Genomic DNA, 25,589 nt, shown 5'->3' with positions numbered 1-25,589 from the left:
CTATCGCGATTATTGGAGAATATTTACATGCTCAAGCAACAGCTGCGCCTGTCCGGCGCCATTTCCGCCATCTGTCTGGCAGGGCTCACCACCGTACACGCCCAGGCACAGGATCAATCACCGGCAGACACCGGCGAGGACACCATCGTCGTCACCGCATCGCCCATCGCCAAGGAACAGGATGACCTGCTGATCGGCGCCTCCGTCGTTACCCGCGAGGAAATCCAGAGACGGATGAGCAACACGATCGGCGAGATGCTCAAGGCCGAACCCGGCGTTTCCTCCAGCTTCTTCGGGCCGGGCGCCAGCCGTCCCATCATCCGCGGGCAGGGCGGCGACAGGGTCCAGGTGCTCGACAATGGCATCGGCTCCATCGATGCGTCATCGTCGAGCGTCGACCACGCCGTCGCCGTCGAACCGGCCCAGGCCGAACAGGTCGAGATCATCCGCGGCACCGGTCTGCTGCGTTATGGCTCATCGGGGTCCGGCGGCGTCGTCAACGTCATCGACGGACGCATCCCGTTCGCCGTGCCTGAGAACGGACTTGAAGCAAGCGTGCGCGTCGGGGCGTCGAGCGTCGACGACGGCCGCGATGTCGCCTTCGCGACCGATTTCGAGGCGGCAAAATTCGGTGATACATCCGTCGTCATGCATTTCGACGCCGCCCTGCGCGAGGCTGACGATTACGACATTCCTGGCTTCGCCGAATCCGCCGCCTTCCGGGCTATGGAGGAAGAAGATCACGAAGACGATCATGACGATGATCATGATGACGATCACGCTGATCATGACGAGCATGAAGAGGAAGAGGCCTTCGGTACCCTGGAGAATTCCAGCTTTGAGACCAGCGCCGTGTCCTTCGGTACATCCGTCATCAATGACCGCTTCACCTTCGGAATTGCCGTCAAGCAAACGAATTCGGACTATGGCATTCCGGCTGGTCATGATCATGCCCATGGTGAAGAAGGTCATGATGACGATCACGAAGACGACGATCATGATGACGACCATGACGATCATGACGACCATGACGACGATCATGATCACGAGCATGAGCATGGCGGGGAAGGAGAGGGCGGTGTTCGCATCAATCTCGAGCAGCTGCGCTATGACCTGCGCGGCGAATACAGGCTCGGTACCACAGCGTTCGAAACGGTGCGCGTCGCTCTCGGCATCTCGGATTATGAGCATCGCGAGATAGAGCCATCGGGCGAGGTCGGCACGATCTTCGCCAATCAGGGCTGGGAGGGCCGGGTCGAACTGGTCCAGCGCCCGCAGGGTGGCTGGCGCGGGGCGAGTGGGGTGCAGATGCGCCAGCGCGAGTTCTCGGCCATCGGTGAGGAGGCCTTCGTGCCGGCGACCGAGACCAGTCAGGTCGGTATCTTCACCTTCCAGGACTATGAGACAGGCCCGTGGCATTTCGAAGGTGCGGCGCGCTATGAGCGCACCGAGCACGAGGATGACATGGGCACGAACCTGTCCTTTGACGGGTTCAGCGTGTCCGGCGGAACCGGCTACCAGCTGACGGAGAATGTCAAGATCGGCGGCACGGTGTTCCGTACAGAGCGGGCGCCCACCACCGAGGAGCTGTTCTCCAACGGCCCGCACCTGGCGACCGAGGCCTTCGAGGTCGGCGACGCCTCGCTCGGTCTGGAGACCAGCACCGGCGCCGAGGCCGTGCTGCGCGGACGCTATCAGCGGCTGAACTTTACCCTCAACGGTTTCTATACAGACTATCAGGACTATATCTATCAGGCCGAAACCGGCGAGGAGGAAGACGGCTTGCCGGTCTTTGCCTATGAGGCTACCGATGCGACCTTCAGCGGGTTCGAGGCCGAGGCCGACATGCTGCTCGGCTCGGCCTTCGGTGCCGAATTCATTGCCGATGGTTCTGTCGAATATGTTCTCGCCGAGATCGGTGGCGGCAATGGCAACCTGCCGCGTATCCCGCCGCTCGGTGTTCTCGCCGGCCTCAATGCCGACTGGGACCGGGTATCGATTCGCGGGGAAGTTGATTACGCGGCGGAGCAGGATGAGATCGCAGCGTTCGAGATGGAAACAGACGCGTACACGCTGCTCAACCTGTACGTGACCTACCGGCCGTTCCCGCAGAACGAGAAACTGGCCCTTCGTGTGTCGGCAAACAACCTTTCGGACGAGGAAGCGCGTCAGCATACGTCTTTCCTCAAGGACCAGGTACCGTTGCCGGGGCGTAATTTGAGGGTCTCGTTCGAGGCCGGTTTCTAGGCGGACATAAGGGTCCATTTCCGCGCCTGATATCACAGCCAGTATAAAAACCGGTTGTGATTCAGGCGTGGAAATTATACTCTTTAACCATTGGGAACGGATCGTCAGGTTCAATCAGTGATTGTATCGCGTCTTGCAAGCTGACCGTCCCGAACGAAGGGTCGCCGGGCAGGCGTCGCGTGCAAAAGCCGTCCCGGACCCGTCAGACAGGATAGGGGTGTCATGGTGGACTATGGAAACAACGCAGCCGGCGCAGCGCAGCGGGAAAAGGGGGCCAACAGCCTCAGCCGCAACCAGGCAATCGTGTTCGATGCCCTGAAGCGCGACGGTAACCCCATGAAAGCCTATGCCCTGCTGGAACGGGTCAAGGATGAGGGGGTCCGGGCACCGATGACGGTTTATCGGGCCTTGTCGGATCTGATGGAAATGGGCCTTGTCTACAAGCTGGACTCCACGAAGGCGTATTCGGTCACGAGTTCGGCGGCGTCTGACATTCCGGTTTTCCTTGTTTGCGATACTTGCGGCAACAGCCGGATGATCGGCAGCGAGCAACTGGAAGAAGCCGCGCGCGACAGCGCCCTGCAGAACGGATTTTCGCTCGACCGGCTGCGTATCGAAGTGACCGGCTATTGCTGCAGCAAGTCGGCCTGACTGGTCCACTGACCTGCGCAAGGCCTGTCCCCGGACAGTCCGGTCGGTATCATTCCTGTTCAATTCGTGTTGGCGGCTTTCATGAAGGTATGCTTTCCTTGCGTTCTGCGCCGTGCGCAGGCATCAGGACAGATATGGACAACAGGCCCGGGCGTACCTAAAGAGGCCTGATATTCTGACAGGACCAAACACACATGTACCTTTCCCGCTTTTATCTGCCGCTGATGAAAGAAACGCCGGCGGATGCACAGATCATTTCCCATCAGTTGATGCTGCGCGCCGGCATGATTCGCCAGGGCGCGGCGGGAATCTATTCCTGGCTGCCGCTCGGCTATCGGGTCCTCAAGAAGATCGAGCAGATCGTGCGCGAGGAACAGGACCGCGCCGGGGCAGTGGAAATGCTGATGCCGACTATCCAGTCGGCCGAGCTTTGGCGGGAGAGCGGCCGCTATGAGGCCTATGGCAAGGAGATGCTGCGCATCACCGACCGCCATGACCGCGAAATGCTTTATGGCCCGACCAATGAAGAACTCGTCACCGAGATCTTCCGCGCGGGCACACGGTCCTACAAGGACCTGCCGAAAATGCTCTACCATATCCAGTGGAAGTTCCGCGACGAGATCCGTCCGCGCTTCGGTGTCATGCGCGGCCGCGAATTCCTGATGAAGGACACTTACTCCTTCGACCTGACCGAGGAAGCGGCACGCAAGTCCTATTACAAGATGTTCGTTGCTTACCTGCGCACCTTTAACCGCCTGGGCCTGAAATCCGTGCCGATGAAGGCCGATACCGGCCCGATCGGCGGCGACCTATCGCACGAGTTCATCGTGCTGGCGGAAACCGGCGAGAGCCAGGTTTACTGTCATCGCGAGCTGATCGACATGGCCGTACCGGGTTCCGATGTCGATTTCGATGGCGACCTTGAGCCGTTCGTTCGGGAGCGCACCTCTCTGTACGCAGCGACGGACGAGATGTATGACGAAAAAGAATTCGAGAAGGTGCCGGAGGATGACCGCATCACCGCTCGCGGGATCGAGGTCGGTCATATCTTCTTCTTCGGCACCAAATATTCCGCGCCGATGAATTGTGTTGTGTCCGGCCATGACGGCCGCAACGTGCCGGTTCAAATGGGCTCCTACGGCATCGGTGTATCCCGCCTGATGGGGGCCCTGATCGAGGCCTATCACGACGAGGATGGCTGCCGCTGGCCGGTACCGGTGGCGCCGTTCCATGTCGGGCTCATCAACCTCAAACCGGGCGATGAGGAAAGCGACCGCCTGTGCCGGGAATTCTATGCCAAGCTGCAAGGCGCCGGTATCGAGGTCTTGTATGACGATACACCGGCTCGCCCGGGCGAGAAGTTCGCCCGCATGGACCTGATCGGCCTGCCATATCAAATGGTTGTCGGGCCGCGCGGTCTTGCCACCGGCCATGTCGAGGTCAAGGAGCGCCATAGCGGCGAGCGCATCGAACTGACGCCCGATGAGGCGCTGGATCATGTGACCGGGAAGATCATCTCGGCCCTCGTTCCGGCGTGAAGAAGGCACCGGCGAAAACCCTGGGCTGGCGCGAATGGATCGGCCTGCCTGCCTTCGGCATAGACCGCATGAAGGCCAAGATCGATACCGGTGCCAAGACCTCTGCCATTCACGCCTACAAGGTGCGGGAGTTCGACCGCGATGGCGCGCTGTTCGTTTCGTTCTATATCCATCCGGTACAGCGCAAGAAAAAACCGGAGATTTACTGCGAAGCGCCTGTGGCCGACCGGCGCGCGGTAAGAAGTTCAAACGGTAAGGAGGAAATCCGCTATGTGATCCGTACCGAGCTGCAGATTGGCAGCGACGTGTGGCCGGCGGAATTCACCCTGACCAACCGTGACCAGATGGGGTTCCGGGCGCTGGTGGGGCGGGAGGCCCTGCGCAAGCGCTATCTCATCGATCCATCAAGGTCGTTTGTGCAGAAACAAAAGACAGAACAGTAACCAACAAAGGTTGTCCATGAAACTCGCACTGATGTGCCGCAACGCCAATCTCTACTCGCACAGGCGCCTTGTCGAGGCTGCCCAGGCGCGCGGTCACGAGATCGACGTCATCAATCACCTGCGGTGCTATATCAATATCGCGGCCCACAAGCCCGAGATCATCTATGGCGGCGAAAAGCTCGGCATGTATGACGCGGTGATCCCGCGCATCGGTGCCTCGGTGACTTTCTTCGGTACCGCCATTCTGCGCCAGTTCGAGATGATGGGCGTCTATCCCGTCAATGAATCGGTCGCGATCTCGCGCTCGCGCGACAAGCTGCGGTCGCTGCAGCTGCTGGCGCGCAAGGGGATCGGGCTGCCGGTCACGATCTTTGCCCACAGGACCTCCGACGCTGCAAAGATGCTGGAACTGATGGGCGGTGCACCGGTTGTCATCAAGCTGCTGGAGGGAACGCAGGGGCTGGGTGTCGTGCTTGCCGAGACCAACAAATCTGCCGAGTCTGTCATACAGGCATTCTCGTCGGTCTCGACCGACATCCTGGTGCAGGAATTCGTGAAAGAGGCAAATGGCGAGGATATCCGCTGCCTCGTCGTCGGCGACAAGGTCGTCGCGGCGATGATGCGCAAGGGCAAGGAGGGCGATTTCCGCTCCAACCTGCATCGCGGCGGATCGGCCAGGGCGATCAAGATCACCCCGACCGAGCGTTCCACCGCGATGGCGGCGGCCAAGGCCATGGGCCTGAATGTGTGTGGCGTTGATCTGCTCCGTTCCAATCATGGCCCGGTCGTGATGGAGGTCAATTCCTCGCCCGGCCTTGAGGGCGTCGAGACGGCAACGGGCATAGACGTCGCTGGCAAGATCATCGAGCATATCGAGAAGGCAGCGGTTCCCGGCAAGACGAAGACCAGAGGCAAGGGATAGTAGCGCCGGATGCGAGAGCCATTCCCGATTGGTGGGCAGACCATCGACCCCGGCACCCAGAAGACAGTCGAATTGCCCCTCAGTGTCCTGTCCGATCACACCAAGGTCTCGATGCCGGTGCATATCATGCACGGCAGGAAGCCCGGCCCCGTGCTGTTCGTCTCGGCGGCGATCCATGGCGATGAAATCCTCGGGGCGGAAATCATCCGGCGGCTCGTCAGCAAGCTGACGGTTGAAAAGGTCCGCGGCACGCTGCTGCTGATCCCGATCGTCAACACCTATGGCTTCATTGCCAACTCCCGCTACCTGCCGGACCGGCGCGACCTCAACCGGTCGTTCCCGGGGTCGAAGAGCGGCTCGCTCGCAGGGCAGCTGGCCTACAAGTTCATGGAAGAAATCGTCTCGCGGTCCGATTATGGCATCGACCTGCATACCGCCGCTATCCACCGGGAAAACCTGCCCCAGATCAGGGCGGACCTTGCAAGCAGCGCTGTAAAGGACATGGCCGCCGCGTTCGGCGCGCCGATCATCCTGAAGACGGATATCCGCGACGGATCTTTGCGCGAGGCAGCGCAGGCGGTCGGTGTCAACACGCTCCTCTATGAGGCAGGCGAGGCGCTGCGGTTCAACGAGTTCGCCGTGCGCATCGGGGTGAAGGGCGTGATGCGCGTGATGCAGCATCTCGGCATGCTACACCGGCGGGGCTTTGCGCAGGGCGCGAACGAGCCGGTCATGTCCAAGCTCAGCCTATGGGTGCGTGCGCCCTCCGGCGGCCTGATGCGCCTTCTGAAGGGCCTTGGAGATGCCGTAGAGAAGGGGGAGGTGCTCTCCATCGTCTCCGCTCCGCTTGGCCATGAGGAAAAGGAGCTGCGGGCGCCGATCAGCGGCATAATCATCGGCCGTTCGAACATGCCCGCCGTCAATCAGGGCGATGCGATCTTTCACATCGCGAAAGTGTTCGACCCCGGCGCAACCGACGAGGATATCCAGTCCCTCGAGAAGCAACTCGGCAGCGATCCGCTGTTCGATACGGAGATTGTATGAAGACGCGGGCGCTGGCTCTCTATCGCCGGATCAAGGCGAGTTACTGGTTTGTGCCCGGGACGATCGTGTCCGGGGCCATCCTCCTTGCGTTCGGGTCGCTGCAGCTCGACGTCATACTCGATAAAGAGGTCTTTACACAGATCAGCTGGTTCGGATCGGGCAGCCCGGAGGGCGCGCGTGCCATCCTGACCCTCGTCGGCGGGTCGATGCTTTCCGTCGCCGGTATCGTGTTCTCCATCACCATCGCCGCCATCGTCTTCGCGTCAGGTCAGTATGGGCCGCATATCATCCCGGAATTCATGCGCGACAAGTCGAACCAGGCAGTGCTGGGCATCTTTATCGCGACCTTCGTCTATTGCCTGCTCGCGCTCTATCGCGTGCATGCGGGCGAGACGACCTTCGTGCCGCATCTGACGGTGATTATCGCCCTTTTCTTTGCAGGCGCGAGCCTGATCATGTTCATCTATTTCATTCACCATATCCTCGAGACGTTGCATGTCTCCAATGTCATCGCCCGGCTGGGGAGGGATCTGATCGACAATATCCGGAGCCGCTTTCCCGAGGAGCTGGGTGAGGGCAATGGCGGCAGCGCTGCGCCTGAGCTGCCCGAAGGGTTCCTGCAGGATGCCGTGCCGGTTCTCGCCAATGGTACGGGCTATATCTACACGCTGTCGGCCGAAGCGATCTTCAAGACGGCGAAAGACAAGGGGCTGATCGTGCGCGTGACCCGGCGCCCGGGCGACTTCGTCGCCGACGACCGGCCGCTTGCCTGGATATGGCCGCCGGAAAATGCCTCGACGGAAGCGCTGGTGGCGATCCGCTCCTGCTATGCATGGGGCGCGGCGAAAACGCCGGATCAGGACGTCGGTTTCCTGATCGACCAGCTGACCGGGATCACCGCGCGTGCCCTGTCTCCCGGTATCAACGACCCCTATACGGCGACGGATACGATCCACTGGATGGGGGCGGCGCTGACTGCGGCGGGTCGCGGGAAGTCTCCAGCGGCGATGCGCCGGGACGAGGAGGGCCATATCCGTGTCATCGCGCGGCCGCTGGATTTCGAGGAAATCGCCAGCCTTATCTTCGACCGCATCCGCCCTTATGTGGCGAGGGACCGCAATGCCAGCCTGTCGACACTGACGGTTCTGGCCAATGTGCTGTTCGATGTCGACGATCCGGCGCGCAAGGCGGTGGTCCTCCATCACGCCCGGGCGCTGGAAAAGGCGGCTATGGTGGCGATGATCAGCGAAGATGATCGCCGGGAGATCGCCGCCCGCGTCGACGATCTTGAAGCCGTGCTGCGCAATGGTCTGTCGCGCTTCAGGGCCGGTGAGCGGTACAAGTGGATGGAGGGCTGGGCATGAGCGTTCATCCCAGCCGGGTTGAGGACGCAAAGCCATTCTCTGTTCGCCTTTCTTCAGGTGAATTATTAAGCAGACAACACTTGCCGGGCTTGATGAAGCCGCCCATGGTCTGGCAATTGTCAACTTCAGGGCGCCGGGCGAGACCATGACCGCATCGACAGACACCGCCACATCGACAGGCTCGGCAACACGGCCCTTCGGCCTGTTCGAATGGACCGTGGCGCGGCGTTATATTTCAGCGACCAAGAAGGGGTCGGGCGTCTCGCTGATCTCGATCATCGCCTTTATCGGCATCGCGCTCGCCGTCACGGTACTGATCGTCGTCATGTCGGTGATGGAAGGCTTCCGTGCCAAGCTGCTGGAACAATTGCTCGGCGTGAACGGGCATATCTATGTCGAGGCGACACAGGATACCGAGCTGACGGCATACCCCGCCATCAGCGAGGAACTGCGCCAGATTGCCGGCGTAGAGTCGGCGATCCCGATCGTCCAGGACTACGTCTATCTCACCGCCGCAGGCCAGACCGCCGCCATTGCCTACGGCATCGAGCCGGAGGACCTGCGCAATATAGACATGATCGCCGGCGAGGGCCATCTGCTCGAAGGCTCGCTCGAGACATTCGGTGAGGGCCGTAATGGCGGCAACGAGATAGTCATGGGCCGGCGGCTCGCGGCCAGCCTCGGGGTCGGCATCGGCAGCCCCGTGACCGTCATCACCGCAGGCGGGGCCGAGACGCCGATGGGCACGGCGCCGATCCGCGACAAGACATATTATGTCGGCGCAATCTATGCGATCGGCATGTCGGAATATGACAGCGGCTTCATCTACATGCCGCTGCAGCAGGCCCAGCTGTTCTTCCGTCGCGGCGATGCTGTCGACAAGATCGAGGTGCGCGTCGACCAGCCGCAGGACATCCGGCCCTATCAGGAGCGGATCATTTCCCGGCTGAGCGATACGCTCTTTGCCTATAACTGGCAGAACCTGCACCAGACCTATTTCAACGCGCTGCAGACCGAACGGGCGCTGATGCGGATCATCCTGTCGCTGATCCTCGCCGTGGCCGTGCTCAACATCATTACCGGCCTCGTCATGCTGGTGAAGGACAAGATGTCCGACATTGCCGTGATGCGCACCCTCGGCGCGACGCGCGGGTCGATCATGCGCATCTTCTTCCTGTCGGGGATGATGATCGGTTTCCTCGGCACGCTGACCGGCCTGGTCCTCGGCATCCTGATCAGCCTCAATGTGGGACCGATCGAAATGGCCCTGTCCGACTGGTTCGGCTTCCGCCTGTTCCCGGCGGACGTCTATCTGTTCGACCAGATGCCGGCGCGGGTGCAGATGGCCGAGGTGATCTCCGTCGTCTCGTTCTCGCTGGTCATGTCCTTCCTGTCGACGCTCTATCCGGCCTGGCGCGCCGCCAGCCTCGATCCCGTCGAAGCGCTGCGTTACGAGTAAGAGGCAAGGTCATGAGCGATATGAAAGAAACAGTCCTGCGTCTTGAAAAGCTTGACCGTTTTTACGGTGAGTTGAAAGTGCTCGAAGGCGTTGATTTTTCGATCGGGAGGGGCGAGGTCGTCGCGCTGCTCGGGCCGTCAGGATCGGGCAAGTCCTCGCTCCTGCATGTCGCCGGCCTGCTCGAGGAGCCGACGAGCGGCGAGGTCTATATCAATGGCCGGGCGACGTCGATGTTGAACGATGCGGAGCGCACGCGCCTGCGCCGCGACACGCTGGGCTTCGTCTACCAGTTCCATCATCTCCAGCCCGAATTCACCGCGCTCGGCAATGTCTCGCTGCCGCAGCTCATCGCCGGGCACAGCCAGAAGCAGGCTGACATCCGCTCGACCTCGATCCTGACCAATCTCGGTCTTGGCGAACGCTTGCAGCACCAGCCGGCGCAACTCTCGGGCGGCGAGAAGCAGCGGGTTGCGGTGGCGCGGGCGCTGGCCAACGAGCCGTCCCTGCTGCTGGCCGATGAGCCCACCGGCAATCTCGACGTCGAGACGTCGGGCCGGGTCTTCGATGCGCTCCTGGCGATCGTGCAGGAGCGGGGGCTGGCCGCGCTGATTGCAACCCATGACCGGGCGCTCGCGGCGCGCATGGACCGGGTCGTCGCGATCAAGGACCGCCGTCTGGTTCCGGTCGAGATCGACGAGAGTACCGTCACCATTCTCGGCGAATAGGCTCCAACCCTTTCATTTTCGGGCGTATTGCACGCGCCTGACGGCCCGGCCACAAAATACTGGACATGAGAACAAAAAGAGAATATCAAGAAGGGAACATAAGACGAACAAGTGAAGGAGGGTCTCATGAACGCACATCTCATCCGTGATGGTCTCGGTCTCGGCGTCATGCTCGGTCTGGTGGCGGCGGTGTATCTTTGGAGCGGGCTTCTCGCCGGCTGATCCGGACGCGATTGGGGAAAACTCGGCGGCATGAAAGGCGGGCAAATCGGGCTAAGGAGACATCATGCAGCCGTTCATCCATCTTCATCTCCATTCTTCCTATTCGCTCGCCGAAGGGGCAATCCATATCGCCCGGCTGAAGGAGTTGTGTCTCGAGCATGAGATGCCGGCCGTTGCCGTCACCGACACGAATAATCTGTTCGGCGCCCTGGAGGCGTCCGAAGTGCTCGCCGGCGCCGGTATCCAGCCGATCACCGGCCTGCAACTGGCGCTCGATCCGGCAGCGCTGGGGCAGCCGCAACCGTCGATCGGCCCGCTGCCGTCGCTCGTTCTGCTTGCCAGCAGCGAGACCGGCTATCGCAACCTCCTCAAACTGACCAGCGAGGCCTTCCTGTCGTCGGCCAGTGAAACTGCCGTCGCCTCCTCGCTGGAGCGGATCGCGGCCCGTGCCGACGGGCTGATCTGTCTGACCGGCGGACCCAACGGGCCGGTAGACCGGTTCCTTGCCCTCGACCGCGACGACGAGGCGGCGGAGCTGGTCGCGCGGTTGCAGGCGATCTTCGGCGACCGGCTTTATGTCGAGATCCAGCGTCATGCCGATGGCCGCGGGGGCTTCCGGCAGCCCTATGAGAACCAGCTGCTCGGTCTCGCCTATGACCGCCACTTGCCGGTGGTTGCGACGGCGGAGCCCTATTTCCCGTCACCGGACGATCACGAGGCGCATGATGCCTTCCTGTGTATCGCCGGGGGCGCTTATGTGCATATGGACGACCGCCGCCAGCTTGCTGCCGATCATTACTTCAGGTCGAGCGCGGAGATGGCGCAGCTGTTCGAGGACTTGCCCGAAGCGGTCGAGAATACCGTGCTCATCGCCCGGCGCTGCGCCTTCCGCCCGCGTCAGCACGAGCCGATCCTGCCGCGCTTTGCCGATGACGTCGATGGCGAGGCGGCGGAGCTTGCCCGTCAGGCGCGCGAGGGGCTGGAGCGGCGCCTTGCCGATGGCACGCCCGCCGCGCCGGTCGAGGACTATTGGGCCCGGCTCGACAAGGAACTCCAGATCATCCGCGGCATGGGCTTTCCCGGCTACTTCCTGATCGTTGCCGACTTCATCAAATGGGCCAAGGCGCATGGCGTGCCGGTCGGACCGGGGCGGGGCTCCGGGGCGGGCTCGCTCGTCGCCTGGTCGCTGACGATCACCGATCTCGACCCGTTGCGCTTCGGCCTGCTGTTCGAGCGCTTTCTCAATCCCGAGCGGGTCTCCATGCCCGACTTCGACATCGATTTCTGCCAGGACCGGCGCGACGAGGTGATTTCCTACGTGCAGGAGAAATATGGCCGTGACCGGGTCGCCCAGATCATCACCTTCGGCAAGCTGCAGGCCCGCGCGGTGCTGCGCGATGTCGGCCGCGTCCTGAACATGCCGTTCATGCAGGTCGACCGGCTGTGCAAGCTGGTGCCGAACAACCCGGCCAACCCGGTCACCCTGCGCGAGGCGATCAATACCGAGCCGCGGCTGCGCGAGGAACGCGACAAGGATGCCCAGGTCGCCGACCTGCTGGTCAAGGCGCAGAAGCTCGAAGGCCTCTACCGTCATGCCTCGACCCACGCCGCCGGCGTCGTGATCGGCGATCGGCCCCTCGACGAGCTGGTGCCGCTCTATCGCGATCCGCGCTCCGACATGCCGGCGACCCAGTTCAACATGAAATGGGTCGAGCCGGCGGGCCTCGTGAAATTCGACTTCCTCGGCCTGAAGACGCTGACTGTCATCCGCCGCGCGGTCGAGCTTCTGGCCAGGCGCAAGGTCACCATCGACATCGATCATATCCCGACCGATGACCGGAACACCTATGACATGCTGGGCGAGGGGCAGGCGGTCGGCGTGTTCCAGCTTGAAAGTACCGGCATGCGCTCGACCCTGCGCGGCCTCAAGCCCGACACGCTCGAAGACATCATCGCGCTCGTGTCGCTCTACCGGCCGGGGCCGATGGAGAACATCCCGACCTATATCGAGCGCAAGTTCGGGCGCGAGAAGCCGGACTATTTTCATCCGCTGCTGGAAACCATCCTGAAGGAGACCTACGGGGTCATCATCTATCAGGAGCAGGTCATGCAGATCGCGCAGGTCCTGTCGGGCTACTCCCTCGGCGAGGCCGACCTTCTGCGCCGCGCCATGGGCAAGAAGAAAAAAGAGGAGATGGACAAGCAGAAGATCCGCTTCGTCGAGGGCGCGGAGGCGAACAATGTCGACCGCGCCAAGGCGGAATCGATCTTCGAGATGGTGGCGAAATTTGCCGGTTACGGCTTCAACAAGTCCCACGCCGCCGCCTATGCCTGGATCGCCTATCAGACAGCGTGGCTCAAGGCCAATCACGGGCCGGAATTCCTCGCCGCGTCGATGTCGCTCGATCGCGCCAATACCGAGAAGCTGGCCGTCTTCATGAAAGAGGCACGGGCCAGCTACATCACCGTGCTGGCGCCGGACGTGAATGTGTCCGAAGCCGATTTCACCGTGAAGGCAGACCCCGAACATGATGGCGACACGTCGGATCAGGGCGGCGCCATCGTCTATGCCCTCGGCGCGATCAAGAATGTCGGCGAGGCGGCCATGGCGCATATCGCCGAGACCCGGCGCGAGGGCGGCCCGTTCGCCGACATCTTCGATTTCGTCGAGCGCGTCGATGGCCGTATGATCGGCAAGCGCGGCTTTGAAAACCTCGCCAAGGCTGGCGCCTTCGATTCGATCCATCCGAACCGGGCGCAGATTTTCGCCAATGCCGATTTCCTCGTGCGCTATTCCTCTGCCGTCGCCGAGGAGCGCAAGTCCGATCAGGGCGGCCTGTTCGGCGCAGCCGAGACGCCGGCGCTGGCCCGGCCGCCGCTGAAAAAGGCCGATGACTGGCCGCCGCTGGAGCGGCTCGACAATGAACGCGCCGCCATCGGTTTCTATTTCTCCGGCCACCCGCTCGACGACTATGCTGCCGCCCTGCGCAAGCTGAATGTCGTCCCGTTTACGGAGGTCGCCCAGCGCGCCGCCGATACGCGGATCAATCTGGCGATCGCCGGGGTCATCCGCGCCTTCACGCCGCGCCGCTCGAAGACCGGCAAGCCATTCGCCTGGATCGCCCTGTCGGACCAGACCGGCGAGTTCGAGGTCACCGTCTTCTCTGAATTGCTCGAAGCGGCACGCGACCATCTCCAGCCCGGCAAGCTGGTGTTGATGTCGGTGACCGCCGAGGACCGCGACGGCGAGATTCGCCTCACCGGCGAGGGCGTTCAATTGCTGGAACGGGCTGCCGCGACGACGAAAGCCGAGTTGCGGATTTCGGTGATGACGCCGGAGGCCCTGCCGTCGATCCGGCGGCGCCTGTTCGAGAGCGGCAAGCCTGCTGAGGCAACCGGCACGGCAGCGATCCTGCTCTATCTGCCGGAAACCGGCTGCGAAGTCGAAATGAAGCTGCCAGGCGAGGTCGCGGCGACGGTCGCCATGAAGGGCGCGATCAAGACGATCGAAGGGGTCGCCGATGTCGAACTGGTCTGACGCTGTTTGCCCCGCGCCGAGGCTTGGCAGCGGCCAGTAGCGTTGAAATACGCGATTTTTCTGTTGAAATGCGCCCCATTTGGGCCTATGCCGCCCCCCATCACACACGCGGGACATGATCTTCGGTGGCCGTCGGCTTCCACATTCCCGCGGAGGACATAACCGAGGAGTAACTCATGGCGCTGCCAGAATATTCAATGCGCCAGCTGCTGGAAGCTGGCGTACACTTTGGGCACCAGACCCATCGCTGGAACCCGAAAATGAAGGATTTCATTTTCGGCGACCGTAATGGTGTCCATATCATCGACCTTTCCCAGACCGTTCCCCTCCTGCACCAGGCGCTCGTCAAGGTGCGCGACGTGGTTGCCGGCGGCGGCCGCGTCCTGTTCGTCGGCACCAAGCGCCAGGCGCAGCAGCCGATCGCCGAAGCAGCCCAGCGCTGCGCACAGTATTACATGAATGTGCGCTGGCTCGGTGGCACGCTGACCAACTGGGAAACGATCTCCAATTCCATCAAGCGCCTGAAATCGATGGAAGAAATCCTCGCCCAGGGCGGCGTCGGCCTGACCAAGAAGGAACAGCTGACCATGTCGCGCGACAAGGAAAAGCTGGAAGCCTCTCTCGGCGGTATCCGCGACATGGGCGGCCTGCCGGACCTGATGTTCGTCATCGACGTGAAGAAAGAAGCGATCGCCATCCAGGAAGCCAAGAAGCTCGGCATCCCGGTCGTGGCCGTTGTCGATACCAATTGCTCGCCGGACAATATCGACCTGATCATTCCGGGTAATGACGATGCTTCCCGGGCCATCGCGCTGTACACCAACCTCGTTGCCGACGCCGTTCTCGACGGCCTGTCTGCCAGCGCGGCCGATATGGGCGTCGACCTTGGCGAGATGGAAGAGGCACCGGCAGAGCCGGCTCTGGAAGAGCCTGCGGCTGAAGCGTCCGAAGCGTCGGAAGCAGAGGGTGAGACAGCGGACGAGCAGCAGGCTTCCGCCTGATCGCCGCGCGGTGCGCCCGGTTGGCGCACCAGCACAGAGGCAGGGCGTCATCGCCCTGTCACAATTTCAGGCTAGCTGCCTGAGCCAATTCAATATGTTGCGGCCCGGTCGAATGCGGGCCGGCCCGAAACCAGATTAAGGAGCATGACAATGGCTGCCATTACCGCTGCAATGGTCAAGGACCTGCGAGATAAAACCGGCGCAGGCATGATGGACTGCAAAGCCGCCCTGAAGGAAACCGACGGCGACCTCGAAGCCGCTATCGACTGGCTGCGCAAGAAAGGCCTTTCCAAAGCGGCCAAGAAAGCAGGCCGCGCCGCTGCCGACGGCCTCGTCGCCGCTGCCGTCGACGGCACGACCGGTATCCTCGTCGAGGTCAATGCCGAGACCGACTTCGTTGCCCGCAACGAGACGTTCCAGAAAATGGTCGCGAATATCGCCCAGGTTGCCCTGACCACCGACGGGACGACCGACGCCGTAAAGGCCGCGAAGTACCCGGGGTCCGACAAGACGGTCGAGGAATATGTCACCGGGATGGTCGCCCAGATCGGCGAGAACATGGCCCTGCGCCGCGCCGTGATGTTGAGCGTCGAGGACGGCGCCGTCGTGCCCTATATCCACACGGTCGTGACGGAAAATGCCGGCAAGATCGGTGTCATGGTCGCGCTGAAATCGACTGGCGACAAGGATGTCCTTGCCAATGTCGGCAAGCAGATCGCCATGCATGTCGCCGCGGCCCGCCCGCTGGCGCTGAAGGTCGAGGAACTCGACGCCGAGGTCGTCAGGCGCGAGAAGGACGTCCTGTCCGATCAGGCCCGCGCCTCCGGCAAGCCGGAGCAGATCATCGAGAAGATGGTCGAAGGCCGTATGCGCAAGTTCTATGAAGAGTCCGTTCTGCTCGAGCAGATCTCCATGATCGACGGCGAGACCCGGATTGCCGATGTCGTGGCCAATGCCGCCAAGGATGCCGGTGCACCGATCGAATTGACCGGCTTTGCGCGGCTGGAACTGGGCGAAGGTGTCGAAAAGGAAGAAGCCGACTTTGCGGCTGAAGTTGCCTCGATGAGCGGTAACTAGTTTTCCGAAGACGTGTTATGGAGAGGCGCACCAAGGCGGTGCGCCTTTTTTATGGGCCCTGCCGCGAGCTGGCGGGCTTGACCCCCGCACAATCGACGCGCCGATGCGGCGTGTCGGAGAGCCATACTGGCAAAATGCCTTGCCGGCGCCGTTTTTTCGTCAGAAGAGCCGTGCATGTGACAAGGACGGACTGGCTGGAATCGGTGCGCGGTGATATGCGGGGTAGCGAGTTGCAGAACGGGAGCACGATCATGGGTGAACACGCCGCGAAGACATCAGCGCAGGCGGATAATCTGCTTTACAAACGGGTCCTGTTGAAGATCTCCGGCGAGGCGCTTATGGGCCCCGGGCAGTTCGGTATCCACCAGGAAACCGTCGACCGAATCGCCAGCCAGATCAAGGAAGGTCTCGCCCTCGGTGTCGAACTCTGCCTGGTCATTGGCGGCGGTAACATCTTCCGCGGCCTGTCCATGGCAGAAAACGGCATGGAGCGGGCGAGCGCCGATTATATGGGCATGCTGGCGACGGTGATGAACGCCCTTGCCATGCAGAACGCGCTGGAGAGTGTCGGCGTTCATACGCGGGTCATGTCAGCGATCGAGATGACCTCGGTCTGCGAGCCCTATATCCGCCGCCGGGCCTTGCGCCACATGGAAAAGGGACGGGTGGTGATCTTCGCCGCCGGCACCGGTAACCCGTTCTTCACCACGGACACGACCGCCGCGCTACGCGCGGCGGAGATGGGCTGCGATGCCGTTATGAAGGGGACACAGGTCGATGGTGTCTATTCAGCCGACCCCAAAAAAGACCCTTCCGCCCAACGCTTTGACGAGCTTTCCTATATGGAAGTGCTGAAGCGCGATCTGCGCGTGATGGACCAGGCGGCGATCTCGCTGACCCGGGAGAACCATATCCCGATCGTCGTCTTCTCACTCGGCAGCGAAGACGGCGTTGTCGGGGCGCTGACCGGACGCGGCAAGTATACGATTATTAAAGATTGAACGATTAGAGAAGAAGCAAGGAAGAACAACGATGAGCAAGGATTCAACCGGCCCTGATATGGGCGAGCTGAAGCGCCGCATGGAAGGTGCCGTCGCGTCATTGAAATCGGAATTCGGGGGGCTCCGCACCGGCCGTGCGACATCAAGCCTGCTCGATCCGGTCATGGTCAAGGCGTATGGCTCTGAAATGCCGCTGAACCAGGTCGGCACGGTAAACGTGCCAGAACCGCGCATGCTGTCGGTCCAGGTGTGGGACAAGTCGATGGTCGGCGCCGTGGAAAGGGCGATCCGCGACAGTGGCCTGGGGGTAAACCCGGTCACCGACGGACAGAGCGTACGCGTCCCGATCCCGCCGCTGAACGAGGAACGCCGCCAGGAGTTGACGAAGGTCGCCGCGAAATACGCCGAGCAGACCCGCGTTGCGATCCGCAATATCCGCCGCGACGGCATGGAAGCGGTCAAGAAAGCCGATGGCATGCCCGAGGACGAGCAGAAAAAGACATCCGACCAGATCCAGAAACTGACGGATGACTTCGTCAAGCAGGTCGACGACATGCTGGCGGCGAAGGAAAAGGAAATCATGCAGGTCTGAGGGATTTCGGTCCCGGCCTCATAGGGTGCGTTTACCGGAAAGGACTCGTGATCAGGTGTCAGTAATCAGCAAGGCAGGCAAGATGGCCGGCGGTATCGCCGGCGCGCTGACGGGCAATGGCAGCGCTGCGCTGGCTGACCCGGTACGTGCCATCGCCGAGGCGCAAAGCGACCTGCCGAAACCTGCAGATCCTGACCGCCAGATCCGGCATGTGGCCATCATCATGGATGGTAATGGCCGCTGGGCCAAGGAACGCGGCCTGCCGCGCGTGGCCGGTCACCGCGAAGGCGTTGCCGCTGCCCGCCGTGCGATCGAAACCGCCCGCGAGCTGGGGCTGACTCATCTGACCCTCTACAGCTTCTCCACCGAGAACTGGCGCCGCCCCGAAACCGAGGTGCGCTCGCTGATGGAACTGATGAAGCAATTCATCGAGTCCGATCTCGACAAGATGGTGCGTGAGAATGTCCGCGTGCGCATCATCGGTGACAAGGAGACGCTGCCGGTCGATATTCGTACCCTTGTCGAGCGTGCCGAGCGTGAGACTGCGGGAAATGACGGCCATACGCTCCAGATCGCGTTCAATTACGGCGGGCGCGACGAGTTGCGCCGCGCTGTCAGCCTGATCGCCCGCAAGGTCGCCGAGGGCGTGATCAAGCCCGAGGAGATCACGGAGACCCATCTCAGCCGCGCGCTTGATACGTCCGGCATGCCGGATCCGGATCTGGTGATCCGTACCTCCGGCGAACACCGCGTCAGCAATTTCCTGCTGTGGCAGGCCGCTTACGCCGAATATGTCTTTCTCGATGCCTATTGGCCGGATTTCGACCGAACGTTGTTTCTCGACGCCGTGCGGCAGTATTATGGACGGGAGCGGCGCTATGGAGGCCGGGGATAAGAGCCCAGCCGCGCGACCTGCCGCCAAGACGGGGGGCGGGGTAAGCGAAATCCGCCAGCTGGCCCGGCGCATCATTGCCGGCGCGATCATGGCGCCGGTCGCGCTCGGTATCGTCTGGCTGGGTGACCGGCCATTCTCGGCGCTGATCGCCTTTCTCTGCATCATGCTTGTATTCGAATGGACCCGTCTCGTCGAGAAGGCGGAGTTCTCCAGCGGCTTCTACATCCTGTCCTTCACGGCCATCTCGTCGGTCTTTCTCGCGGCGAGCGGGCTTTACTTCTATGCCTATCTCTGTGCCCTGGCAGGCGGGATGTTTGCCGTGGCGATGGAGTATACGGCCAACCGTGCCTCGATGTGGCCGCTGATCGGCGTTTTCTATGTCATCATGCCCTGCGTCGCGCTGGTCTGGATCAGGGCAGAGCCGGCGGATGGCCGCTCCCTCGTCATCTTTCTGATGGCTGCCGTATGGTCGACGGATATCGGCGCGTATCTCATCGGCAAGGCGCTGGGCGGGCCGAAACTGGCGCCTCTGATTTCACCGGGGAAGACCTGGTCCGGCACGATCGGCGGCGTTCTCTGCGGCACGATCGTCTGTGCACTCATCGGCCTGTTCGGTATCGGTTCAGGCCCGGAATGGGTGCTGGCCCTGATCGGCGCGGGGCTCTCGGTCGCCACCATCATTGGCGATCTGGCCGAGTCGGCGTTCAAGCGCTATTTCGGCGTCAAGGATTCGGGTGGCTATATTCCGGGGCATGGCGGCATTCTCGACCGGCTCGACGGGATGATTTTCGCAACGGTGGCACTGGCAATCGTGCTGTTTGTGTATAGTCTGCTGGGATGAGGAAACGATTCCCGCACGAGCATCCCGAAAAGGCCATTCGTGAGCGCAACTGACCACGCATTTTCCGTGCAATCGACTGCCCCCGTCACCGTGCCGCGCGACCTGAAGCGGCGCGTGACGATCTTGGGGTCTACCGGGTCGGTGGGCACCAGCACGCTCGATCTGATCGACCATGCAAGCGCCCGGGGCGAGGCCGATATCACCGTCGTCGCGCTGACGGCCCACAGCAAGGTCGATATGCTGGCCGAGCAGGCGATCCGTTATCGCGCGGAATTCGTCGCCGTGGCCGATGAGACATACTACGAGGACCTGAAGCAGCGTCTTGCAGGCACCGGCATCGAGACCGGCGCGGGGATGAGCGGCCTGATCGAGGCGGCCAATCGTGACGCCGACTGGGTGATGGCTGCGATCGTCGGGGCAGGCGGGCTCGAGCCGACCCTCGCGGCGGCGCGGCGCGGCGCCGATATCGCCTTTGCCAACAAGGAATGCCTCGTCTGCGCCGGCGCGCTGTTCATGGATGCAATGGCGCAAGGCGGCGGCCAGCTGCTGCCGGTCGATTCAGAGCATAATGCCATCTTCCAGGTCTATGATTTCGACCGCCCGCATCGCATCACACGGCTGATCCTGACCGCCTCCGGCGGCCCATTCCGGACTTTTTCGCTTGCCGAGATGGCGTCGGTGACGCCGCAGCAGGCGGTCGCGCATCCGAACTGGACCATGGGTGCGAAAATCTCTGTCGATTCGGCGACGATGATGAACAAAGGGCTGGAACTGATTGAAGCGGCTCGGCTTTTCCCCACGCCACACAAGCAGATCGAGATCATCGTTCATCCGCAATCGGTGATCCACTCGATGGTCGAATATGTCGACGGCTCGGTCCTCGCACAACTCGGCTCGCCTGATATGCGCACGCCGATAGCCTGTGCGCTGGCCTGGCCAGACCGGCTTGATTCGCCCAGCCCCAAGCTGGACCTGATGGCGATGGGCGCGCTGGAATTCGAGGCGCCGGATCCCCAGCGGTTCCCGGCGCTGAGGCTTGCGCGCGAGGCGCTTGATGCGGATGGCTATTGCCCCGCCGTGCTCAATGCCGCCAATGAAGTGGCCGTGGCGGCCTTTCTGAATGGTCATCTTAAATTTCTGGACATCACCCGCGTCACAGAGCAAGTTTTGTCGACTTGTACAGCCCGGATCGGGGCCTCTGGCAGGGAGGGTCTTTCCCTTGAAACTCTTCTCGCGGCAGACAGGATGGCCCGCGCCGATGCGCGCGCCGCCGTTGCCAGCCTGAATTGATCCTTGACGATTAACGATTGAGCCCTGGGTTATGCAGCTAATACTGGAAAATCTGTTCACTTTCGGCATCACGATGATTTCCTTCATCGTGTTGTTGTCCTTCATCGTCTTCTTCCACGAGTTGGGTCACTTCCAGACCGCGCGCTGGTGCGGGGTGAAGATCGACGTGTTTTCCATCGGCTTCGGCAAGCCGCTGTTCAGCCGCAAGGACAGGCATGGCACGGAGTGGCGTGTCGCGATGCTGCCGCTTGGCGGGTTCGTCAAGTTCTTTGGCGATGCCGGACCGGCTTCGGACCCGTCCGAAAAGGTCCAGAACGCCGAGCGCGCGCGCGATAGCGACGAAAGCGGTGACGAGCCCAAGCCGATGATGACGCAGTTCCCGCCGGGCAGCGAAAAGGCGCGTCTGGCCGAAAACCTGACCGAGGAAGAGCGACGCGTCTGCTTCCATTTCAAGCCGCTCTGGCAGAAGGCCCTGATCGTGGCCGCCGGTCCATTTGCCAATTTTGTCCTCGCGGTCGTGATCCTGACCGGCCTGTTTATGATGGCTGGCGAAGTGCCTGTCTATGAAGCGCAGGTCGGCACGGTGCAGGAAGGCACGGCGGCCGAGGAAGCGGGGCTTCAGTCCGGCGACCGTATCGAGGCGATCAATGGCCGCAAGGTCAACAGTTTCCAGCAGATGTCTAACATCGTGAAGCTGTCGAGCGGCGAGCAGCTGGAGCTGGTCATCAATCGGGGCGGCGAGATCATGACCCTGACGGCGATGCCGATCCGGACCGAGACGTTGGATGCCTATGGCAACAAGGTTCGTGCCGGCATTCTTGGAATCGGGTCTGACCCCGATGCCTATCGCATGGTGCGATACGGGCCTTTCGGTGCGGTGAAGGCTGCAGTGGGACAGGTCTATGAGGTGCTGGCGGTGACCGTGCGCTTCCTTGGCCGGATCATCCTTGGCAAGGAGGGTATCGAGCAGCTTGGCGGCCCGGTAAAGATCGCCAAATATGCCGGCCAGTCTGCCATGGCCGGGTTCTCCGATGGCGGTGAAATGGAAGTTTCCCTCGTGCGCCGCCTGGAGGTCAGCTTTTTCAACTTCCTGAACATGGCCGCGATGATCTCGATCAGCGTCGGCTTCCTGAACCTTCTGCCCGTGCCGGTACTTGATGGCGGCCATCTCGTGTTTTACGGGTATGAGGCGGTCGCCGGTCGCCCTGTGAGCGAGGCGGTGCAGGCGGTCAGTTTCAAAATCGGGATTGTTATTTTGTTATCGTTAATGGTATTCGTTTCGTGGAATGACGTGACCCAGCTGTTCACCTCATAGATCGACGACTACAGAACTTAGTACTGGGCGGAGAGGGTATAGGATGAGTGCAGGGATGCATCGAGCACCTTTTATTGTGTTTTCGCGGCTACGGCGCGCGGTACTGAAATCTGTCAGCGTACTGCCGGTTTGCGCGGCGCTGATTATCTCAGGACAGGCTGCAGCGCAGACGCAACCGGTTCCGGATGCTCCCTCTGCCGCCGTTCAGCAGGAACAGCAGTCGGCTTTTGTCCGGCAGGTTATCATCCAGGGGAACCAGCGTATCGAGTCCGATACGGTGCGCTCCTATCTGACCATCGGCGCTGGCCAGGAGGTCGACCAGTTGAGCCTCGACACCGCGCTGAAAACCCTGTTCGGCACGGGGCTTTTCAAGGACGTGAATATCGCCCTTGTCGACAATGTGCTGGTCGTGGAGGTCGCGGAAAACCCGATCGTCAACCGGATCATCTATGAAGGCAACCGCCGCACCAAGGAAGACAAGTTCGAGGAAGAGGTGCAACTGGCGCCGCGCGTAATCTATACGCAGGCCAAGGTGCAATCCGACGTCCAGCGCATCATCGAGGTCTATCGCCGGTCGGGTCGCTTCGCCGCGACAGTGACGCCGAAGATCACGGAACTGCCACAAAACCGCGTCGATGTGATCTTCGAGATCGACGAAGGCCCGGTCACCGGCGTGTCCAAGATCAACTTCATCGGCAATGACGTGTATACGGATGCCGAGCTGCGCGATGTCGTGCTGACCGCCGAAAGCCGGTGGTGGAACATTTTCGAGAGCAATGACAATTACGACCCGGACCGCCTCGAATATGACCGCGAATTGCTCCGCAAGCATTACACCCAGAGCGGCTATGCCGACTTCCAGGTCGTTTCTGCCGTCGCCGAGCTGACGCCGGACCGCAAGGAATTCTTCATCACCTTCCAGGTCGAGGAAGGCCCCCAATATGAATTCGGCAATATCGATGTTCAGACCACGCTGGAAAGGGTCAATGAAGATCTGCTGCGCCGCACCGTGCCGATCCGCAGCGGGACGACCTTCAACAGTGAACTGATCGAAAGCGCGACCGAAGCAATAACCTATTCCACGGGTATCTCCGGCTATGCCTTCGTCGACGTGAATCCGCAACTGACCCGCAACACCGAAGCGCGGACGGTCGACGTTACCTTCCGGGTGAATGAAGGCCCGCGTGTCTATATCGAGCGGATCAATATCGGCGGGAACACGAACACGCTCGACAGGGTCATCCGCCGCGAGGTCAGTCTTGTCGAGGGGGATGCGTTCAACAAGATCCTCGTCGAGCGCTCCGAACGCCGGGTTCAGGGTCTTGGCTATTTCTCCGACGTCGAGATCAGTGAGTCTCCGGGCTCGGCGCCTGATCGCACCGTGCTTGATCTGAAGGTGACTGAGCAATCTACCGGGTCGTTCTCGGTCGGTGCTGGTGTATCCTCTACGGACGATTTCATCGCCAACATGTCGATCGAGCAGCGCAACCTGCTCGGCCGTGGCCAGCTTCTGCAGCTTGATCTGCGGGCCAGCGCGCGGACCCGCTCGGTACAGGTGAGTTTCCGGGAGCCCTACTTTCTCGACCGCAATCTTGCTGCCGGCTTCGATGTCTACAATACCCGCCTCGACTATGAAGAGGCCGGCTTCGTGCAGGACAGTCTCGGCGGTGGCCTCAATGTCGGCTTCCCGGTCTCCGAGTCCGCCCGCCTGAACCTGAACTACCTGCTGCGCCGCGATAACGTTCTGATCGAGTCCAGCTTTACCGGCTTTGTCGAAGACGAGGACGAAGCGGAATCGCTCGTCGTTCCGGGGGCAGATATTACGACTTCGCCATCCCAGGGTGGCTTCGCTGTCTCTGGTGACTACTGCGATTTCATTGCCAACCAGTTGCAGCCTACCTGCGAGTCTCAAGGCGACTTCCTTACCTCTGCGTTGGGCTACTCGCTGCAATTCAACCGTCTCGACAATCCGTACCGGCCGGCCAATGGCTGGCGTGCGAGCCTGTCCCAGACCTTCGCCGGTGTTGGCGGGGATGTGCAGTATCTGAAGACGCAATTCGCGTCGGCGCATTACAAATCGCTGCCCTATGACTTTGTCGGCTCGCTGAAGCTGAATGTCGGCTATGTCGACGGTTGGGGTGGTGACAAGATCCGTCTGACCGACCGCTTCTATCGCGGCGGCTCTACCTTCCGCGGCTTCGAGATCGCCGGTATCGGCCCCCGTCAGGTGAGTCCGCAGGGACAGCGTAATCGCGCGATCGGTGCCAAGGCTTTCGTGGTCGGCACGGCCGAGATGTTGCTGCCGCTTCCATTCCCGGAAGAGTACGGCATCCGTGCCTCGCTGTTCACCGATGTCGGCACGGCCGGTATCGTCGACGAGGACGACAAGCGTCTGAACGACGACATTGCCAATTACGTCGATTACAATGGCGATGGCATCTTCGACGAACCGATCCAGGACGACCTCTCGCTGCGCGCGTCTGCCGGTATCTCGATCGACTGGAATTCTCCGTTTGGTCCGGTCCGCATCGACATTGCCGAGGCTCTCCTGCGGGAAGATTATGACGAGACCGAATCCTTCCGTTTCAGTGCCGGTGGACAGTTCTAGGACCCCATGGCAAGGTTTTCGCTGCGGGGGCGATGTGATCAGTAACCAAACAACAGGCCAGACCATGTTTATAAAATCGAAATCATTTGTTGCCCTCGCTGCCGCGGCTGTCGTCGCAGCCGCCGCCGGCTTTAGCCAGATGATGCCGGCCGCCGAGGCCCAGTCCTCGGCCAATGCACCGGTCATCCTGATCGTCGACCAGGCGCGCCTGATCGGCCTGTCAAAGGCCGGCGAGTCGATTTCCAGCCAGATGGAAACGCTGCAGAACTCCGCCAACAGCGAGCTCGAGACAACAGTCAATGAGCTGGTGAAGGCCGCCGAGGAGCTTCAGGGCAAGCAGGATTCCATGACCGAGGAAGCGTTCACCGAGGAGGCTCGCAAGCTCGCTGTGCGCCGCCAGAACATCCCGGTCCTGCGAGAGGTCAAGGTTCGCGAACTCAACCTTGCGGAGCAGAAGGCGATTTCGCAGATCAACGAGGCGGCTGGCCCGATCCTCGAGGCGATTGTCAATGAACGGGGGGCAACCCTGCTGCTGGAGCGCGCCGACGTGCTGTACGCGGCAAAATCGACAGATATCACCGAGGAAGCGCTGAAGCGGCTCGACGCCAAGATCACGACGGTCAAGGTCGAAAAAGTCGACCTGCAGGAAGCAGCCCGCCAGGCACAGGCGGCGCAGCAAGCCCAGCAGCAATAGATCGCTCGGCCAAATCTTCCCGCGACGCCGGGAAGGGCGCTAAGAACATGAAAAGCCTGCCTTTTGGCAGGCTTTTTGTTTGTCGATACTCCCGGCACTGCCGGTTGACACAAACCGCGCAG

At 61.6% G+C, this 25,589-nt stretch carries 20 protein-coding genes; all 20 read left to right on the top strand.

Annotated features, from left to right (window positions below; all coding sequences use genetic code 11):
- Nucleotides 1–27: 27 nt before the first annotated feature.
- The 20 genes from IEV88_RS05795 (at nucleotide 28) to IEV88_RS05700 (ending at nucleotide 25,467) form a co-directional block, all read left to right on the top strand.
- Nucleotides 28–2,247, top strand: a complete 2,220-nt coding sequence (locus tag IEV88_RS05795) for a TonB-dependent receptor (RefSeq protein ID WP_188160301.1) — start codon at nucleotides 28–30, stop codon at nucleotides 2,245–2,247.
- Nucleotides 2,248–2,469: 222 nt separating this feature from the next.
- Nucleotides 2,470–2,898, top strand: a complete 429-nt coding sequence (locus tag IEV88_RS05790) for a Fur family transcriptional regulator (RefSeq protein WP_188160300.1) — start codon at nucleotides 2,470–2,472, stop codon at nucleotides 2,896–2,898.
- A gap of 194 nt (nucleotides 2,899–3,092) precedes the next feature.
- On the top strand, nucleotides 3,093–4,436 hold the full coding sequence (gene proS / locus IEV88_RS05785) for a proline--tRNA ligase (protein ID WP_188160299.1): 1,344 nt from the start codon (nucleotides 3,093–3,095) through the stop codon (nucleotides 4,434–4,436).
- Between the two features lie 20 nt (nucleotides 4,437–4,456).
- Complete coding sequence (locus tag IEV88_RS05780; protein ID WP_188160564.1) at nucleotides 4,457–4,879, top strand: ATP-dependent zinc protease family protein; 423 nt, start codon at nucleotides 4,457–4,459, stop codon at nucleotides 4,877–4,879.
- A 16-nt stretch (nucleotides 4,880–4,895) separates the two neighbouring features.
- Nucleotides 4,896–5,801: a 30S ribosomal protein S6--L-glutamate ligase gene (gene rimK, locus IEV88_RS05775; RefSeq protein WP_188160298.1), complete on the top strand. Its 906-nt coding sequence runs from the start codon at nucleotides 4,896–4,898 to the stop codon at nucleotides 5,799–5,801.
- A 9-nt stretch (nucleotides 5,802–5,810) separates the two neighbouring features.
- Nucleotides 5,811–6,845 (top strand): succinylglutamate desuccinylase/aspartoacylase family protein, encoded by a 1,035-nt coding sequence (locus IEV88_RS05770; RefSeq protein ID WP_188160297.1) that lies wholly within the window; start codon nucleotides 5,811–5,813, stop codon nucleotides 6,843–6,845.
- A complete protein-coding gene (locus tag IEV88_RS05765) occupies nucleotides 6,842–8,209 on the top strand; it encodes a DUF2254 domain-containing protein (RefSeq protein ID WP_188160296.1) in 1,368 nt (455 codons plus the stop codon). Before IEV88_RS05770 ends, IEV88_RS05765 begins: the two co-directional genes overlap by 4 nt.
- Before the next feature lie 145 nt (nucleotides 8,210–8,354).
- A complete protein-coding gene (locus tag IEV88_RS05760; protein WP_188160295.1) occupies nucleotides 8,355–9,668 on the top strand; it encodes a lipoprotein-releasing ABC transporter permease subunit in 1,314 nt (437 codons plus the stop codon).
- Nucleotides 9,669–9,688: 20 nt separating this feature from the next.
- Nucleotides 9,689–10,393, top strand: coding sequence for an ABC transporter ATP-binding protein (locus IEV88_RS05755; RefSeq protein ID WP_188160563.1), 705 nt, complete (start codon nucleotides 9,689–9,691; stop codon nucleotides 10,391–10,393).
- A 286-nt stretch (nucleotides 10,394–10,679) separates the two neighbouring features.
- The gene (dnaE, locus tag IEV88_RS05750) at nucleotides 10,680–14,153 is read left to right on the top strand and encodes a DNA polymerase III subunit alpha (protein WP_188160294.1); all 3,474 of its coding nucleotides are present in this window, start codon (nucleotides 10,680–10,682) and stop codon (nucleotides 14,151–14,153) included.
- A 176-nt stretch (nucleotides 14,154–14,329) separates the two neighbouring features.
- Entirely contained in the window at nucleotides 14,330–15,154 is an 825-nt protein-coding gene (gene rpsB / locus IEV88_RS05745) for a 30S ribosomal protein S2 (RefSeq protein WP_188160293.1), read from the top strand.
- Nucleotides 15,155–15,304: 150 nt separating this feature from the next.
- Entirely contained in the window at nucleotides 15,305–16,231 is a 927-nt protein-coding gene (tsf, locus tag IEV88_RS05740) for a translation elongation factor Ts (RefSeq protein WP_188160292.1), read from the top strand.
- Between the two features lie 251 nt (nucleotides 16,232–16,482).
- Entirely contained in the window at nucleotides 16,483–17,232 is a 750-nt protein-coding gene (pyrH, locus tag IEV88_RS05735; protein ID WP_188160562.1) for a UMP kinase, read from the top strand.
- Between the two features lie 31 nt (nucleotides 17,233–17,263).
- The gene (frr, locus tag IEV88_RS05730) at nucleotides 17,264–17,824 is read left to right on the top strand and encodes a ribosome recycling factor (protein WP_188160291.1); all 561 of its coding nucleotides are present in this window, start codon (nucleotides 17,264–17,266) and stop codon (nucleotides 17,822–17,824) included.
- A 223-nt stretch (nucleotides 17,825–18,047) separates the two neighbouring features.
- The gene (uppS, locus tag IEV88_RS05725; RefSeq protein ID WP_373291178.1) at nucleotides 18,048–18,719 is read left to right on the top strand and encodes a polyprenyl diphosphate synthase; all 672 of its coding nucleotides are present in this window, start codon (nucleotides 18,048–18,050) and stop codon (nucleotides 18,717–18,719) included.
- On the top strand, nucleotides 18,703–19,560 hold the full coding sequence (locus IEV88_RS05720; protein WP_188160290.1) for a phosphatidate cytidylyltransferase: 858 nt from the start codon (nucleotides 18,703–18,705) through the stop codon (nucleotides 19,558–19,560). The genes uppS and IEV88_RS05720 overlap by 17 nt, the downstream gene beginning before the upstream one ends.
- A gap of 90 nt (nucleotides 19,561–19,650) precedes the next feature.
- The gene (gene dxr, locus IEV88_RS05715; protein ID WP_188160560.1) at nucleotides 19,651–20,850 is read left to right on the top strand and encodes a 1-deoxy-D-xylulose-5-phosphate reductoisomerase; all 1,200 of its coding nucleotides are present in this window, start codon (nucleotides 19,651–19,653) and stop codon (nucleotides 20,848–20,850) included.
- Between the two features lie 31 nt (nucleotides 20,851–20,881).
- Nucleotides 20,882–22,165 (top strand): RIP metalloprotease RseP, encoded by a 1,284-nt coding sequence (gene rseP / locus IEV88_RS05710; RefSeq protein ID WP_188160289.1) that lies wholly within the window; start codon nucleotides 20,882–20,884, stop codon nucleotides 22,163–22,165.
- A gap of 76 nt (nucleotides 22,166–22,241) precedes the next feature.
- Entirely contained in the window at nucleotides 22,242–24,773 is a 2,532-nt protein-coding gene (bamA, locus tag IEV88_RS05705; protein WP_229731413.1) for an outer membrane protein assembly factor BamA, read from the top strand.
- Between the two features lie 64 nt (nucleotides 24,774–24,837).
- Nucleotides 24,838–25,467, top strand: coding sequence for an OmpH/Skp family outer membrane protein (locus tag IEV88_RS05700; RefSeq protein WP_188160288.1), 630 nt, complete (start codon nucleotides 24,838–24,840; stop codon nucleotides 25,465–25,467).
- Nucleotides 25,468–25,589 lie beyond the last annotated feature (122 nt).

It is taken from the genome of Aquisalinus flavus (assembly GCF_014640095.1).
Taxonomy (GTDB): Bacteria; Pseudomonadota; Alphaproteobacteria; order Caulobacterales; family Parvularculaceae; genus Aquisalinus; species Aquisalinus flavus.
Note: the sequence above shows the minus strand (reverse complement) of the source record. Positions and strands in the feature narration are given on the sequence as shown.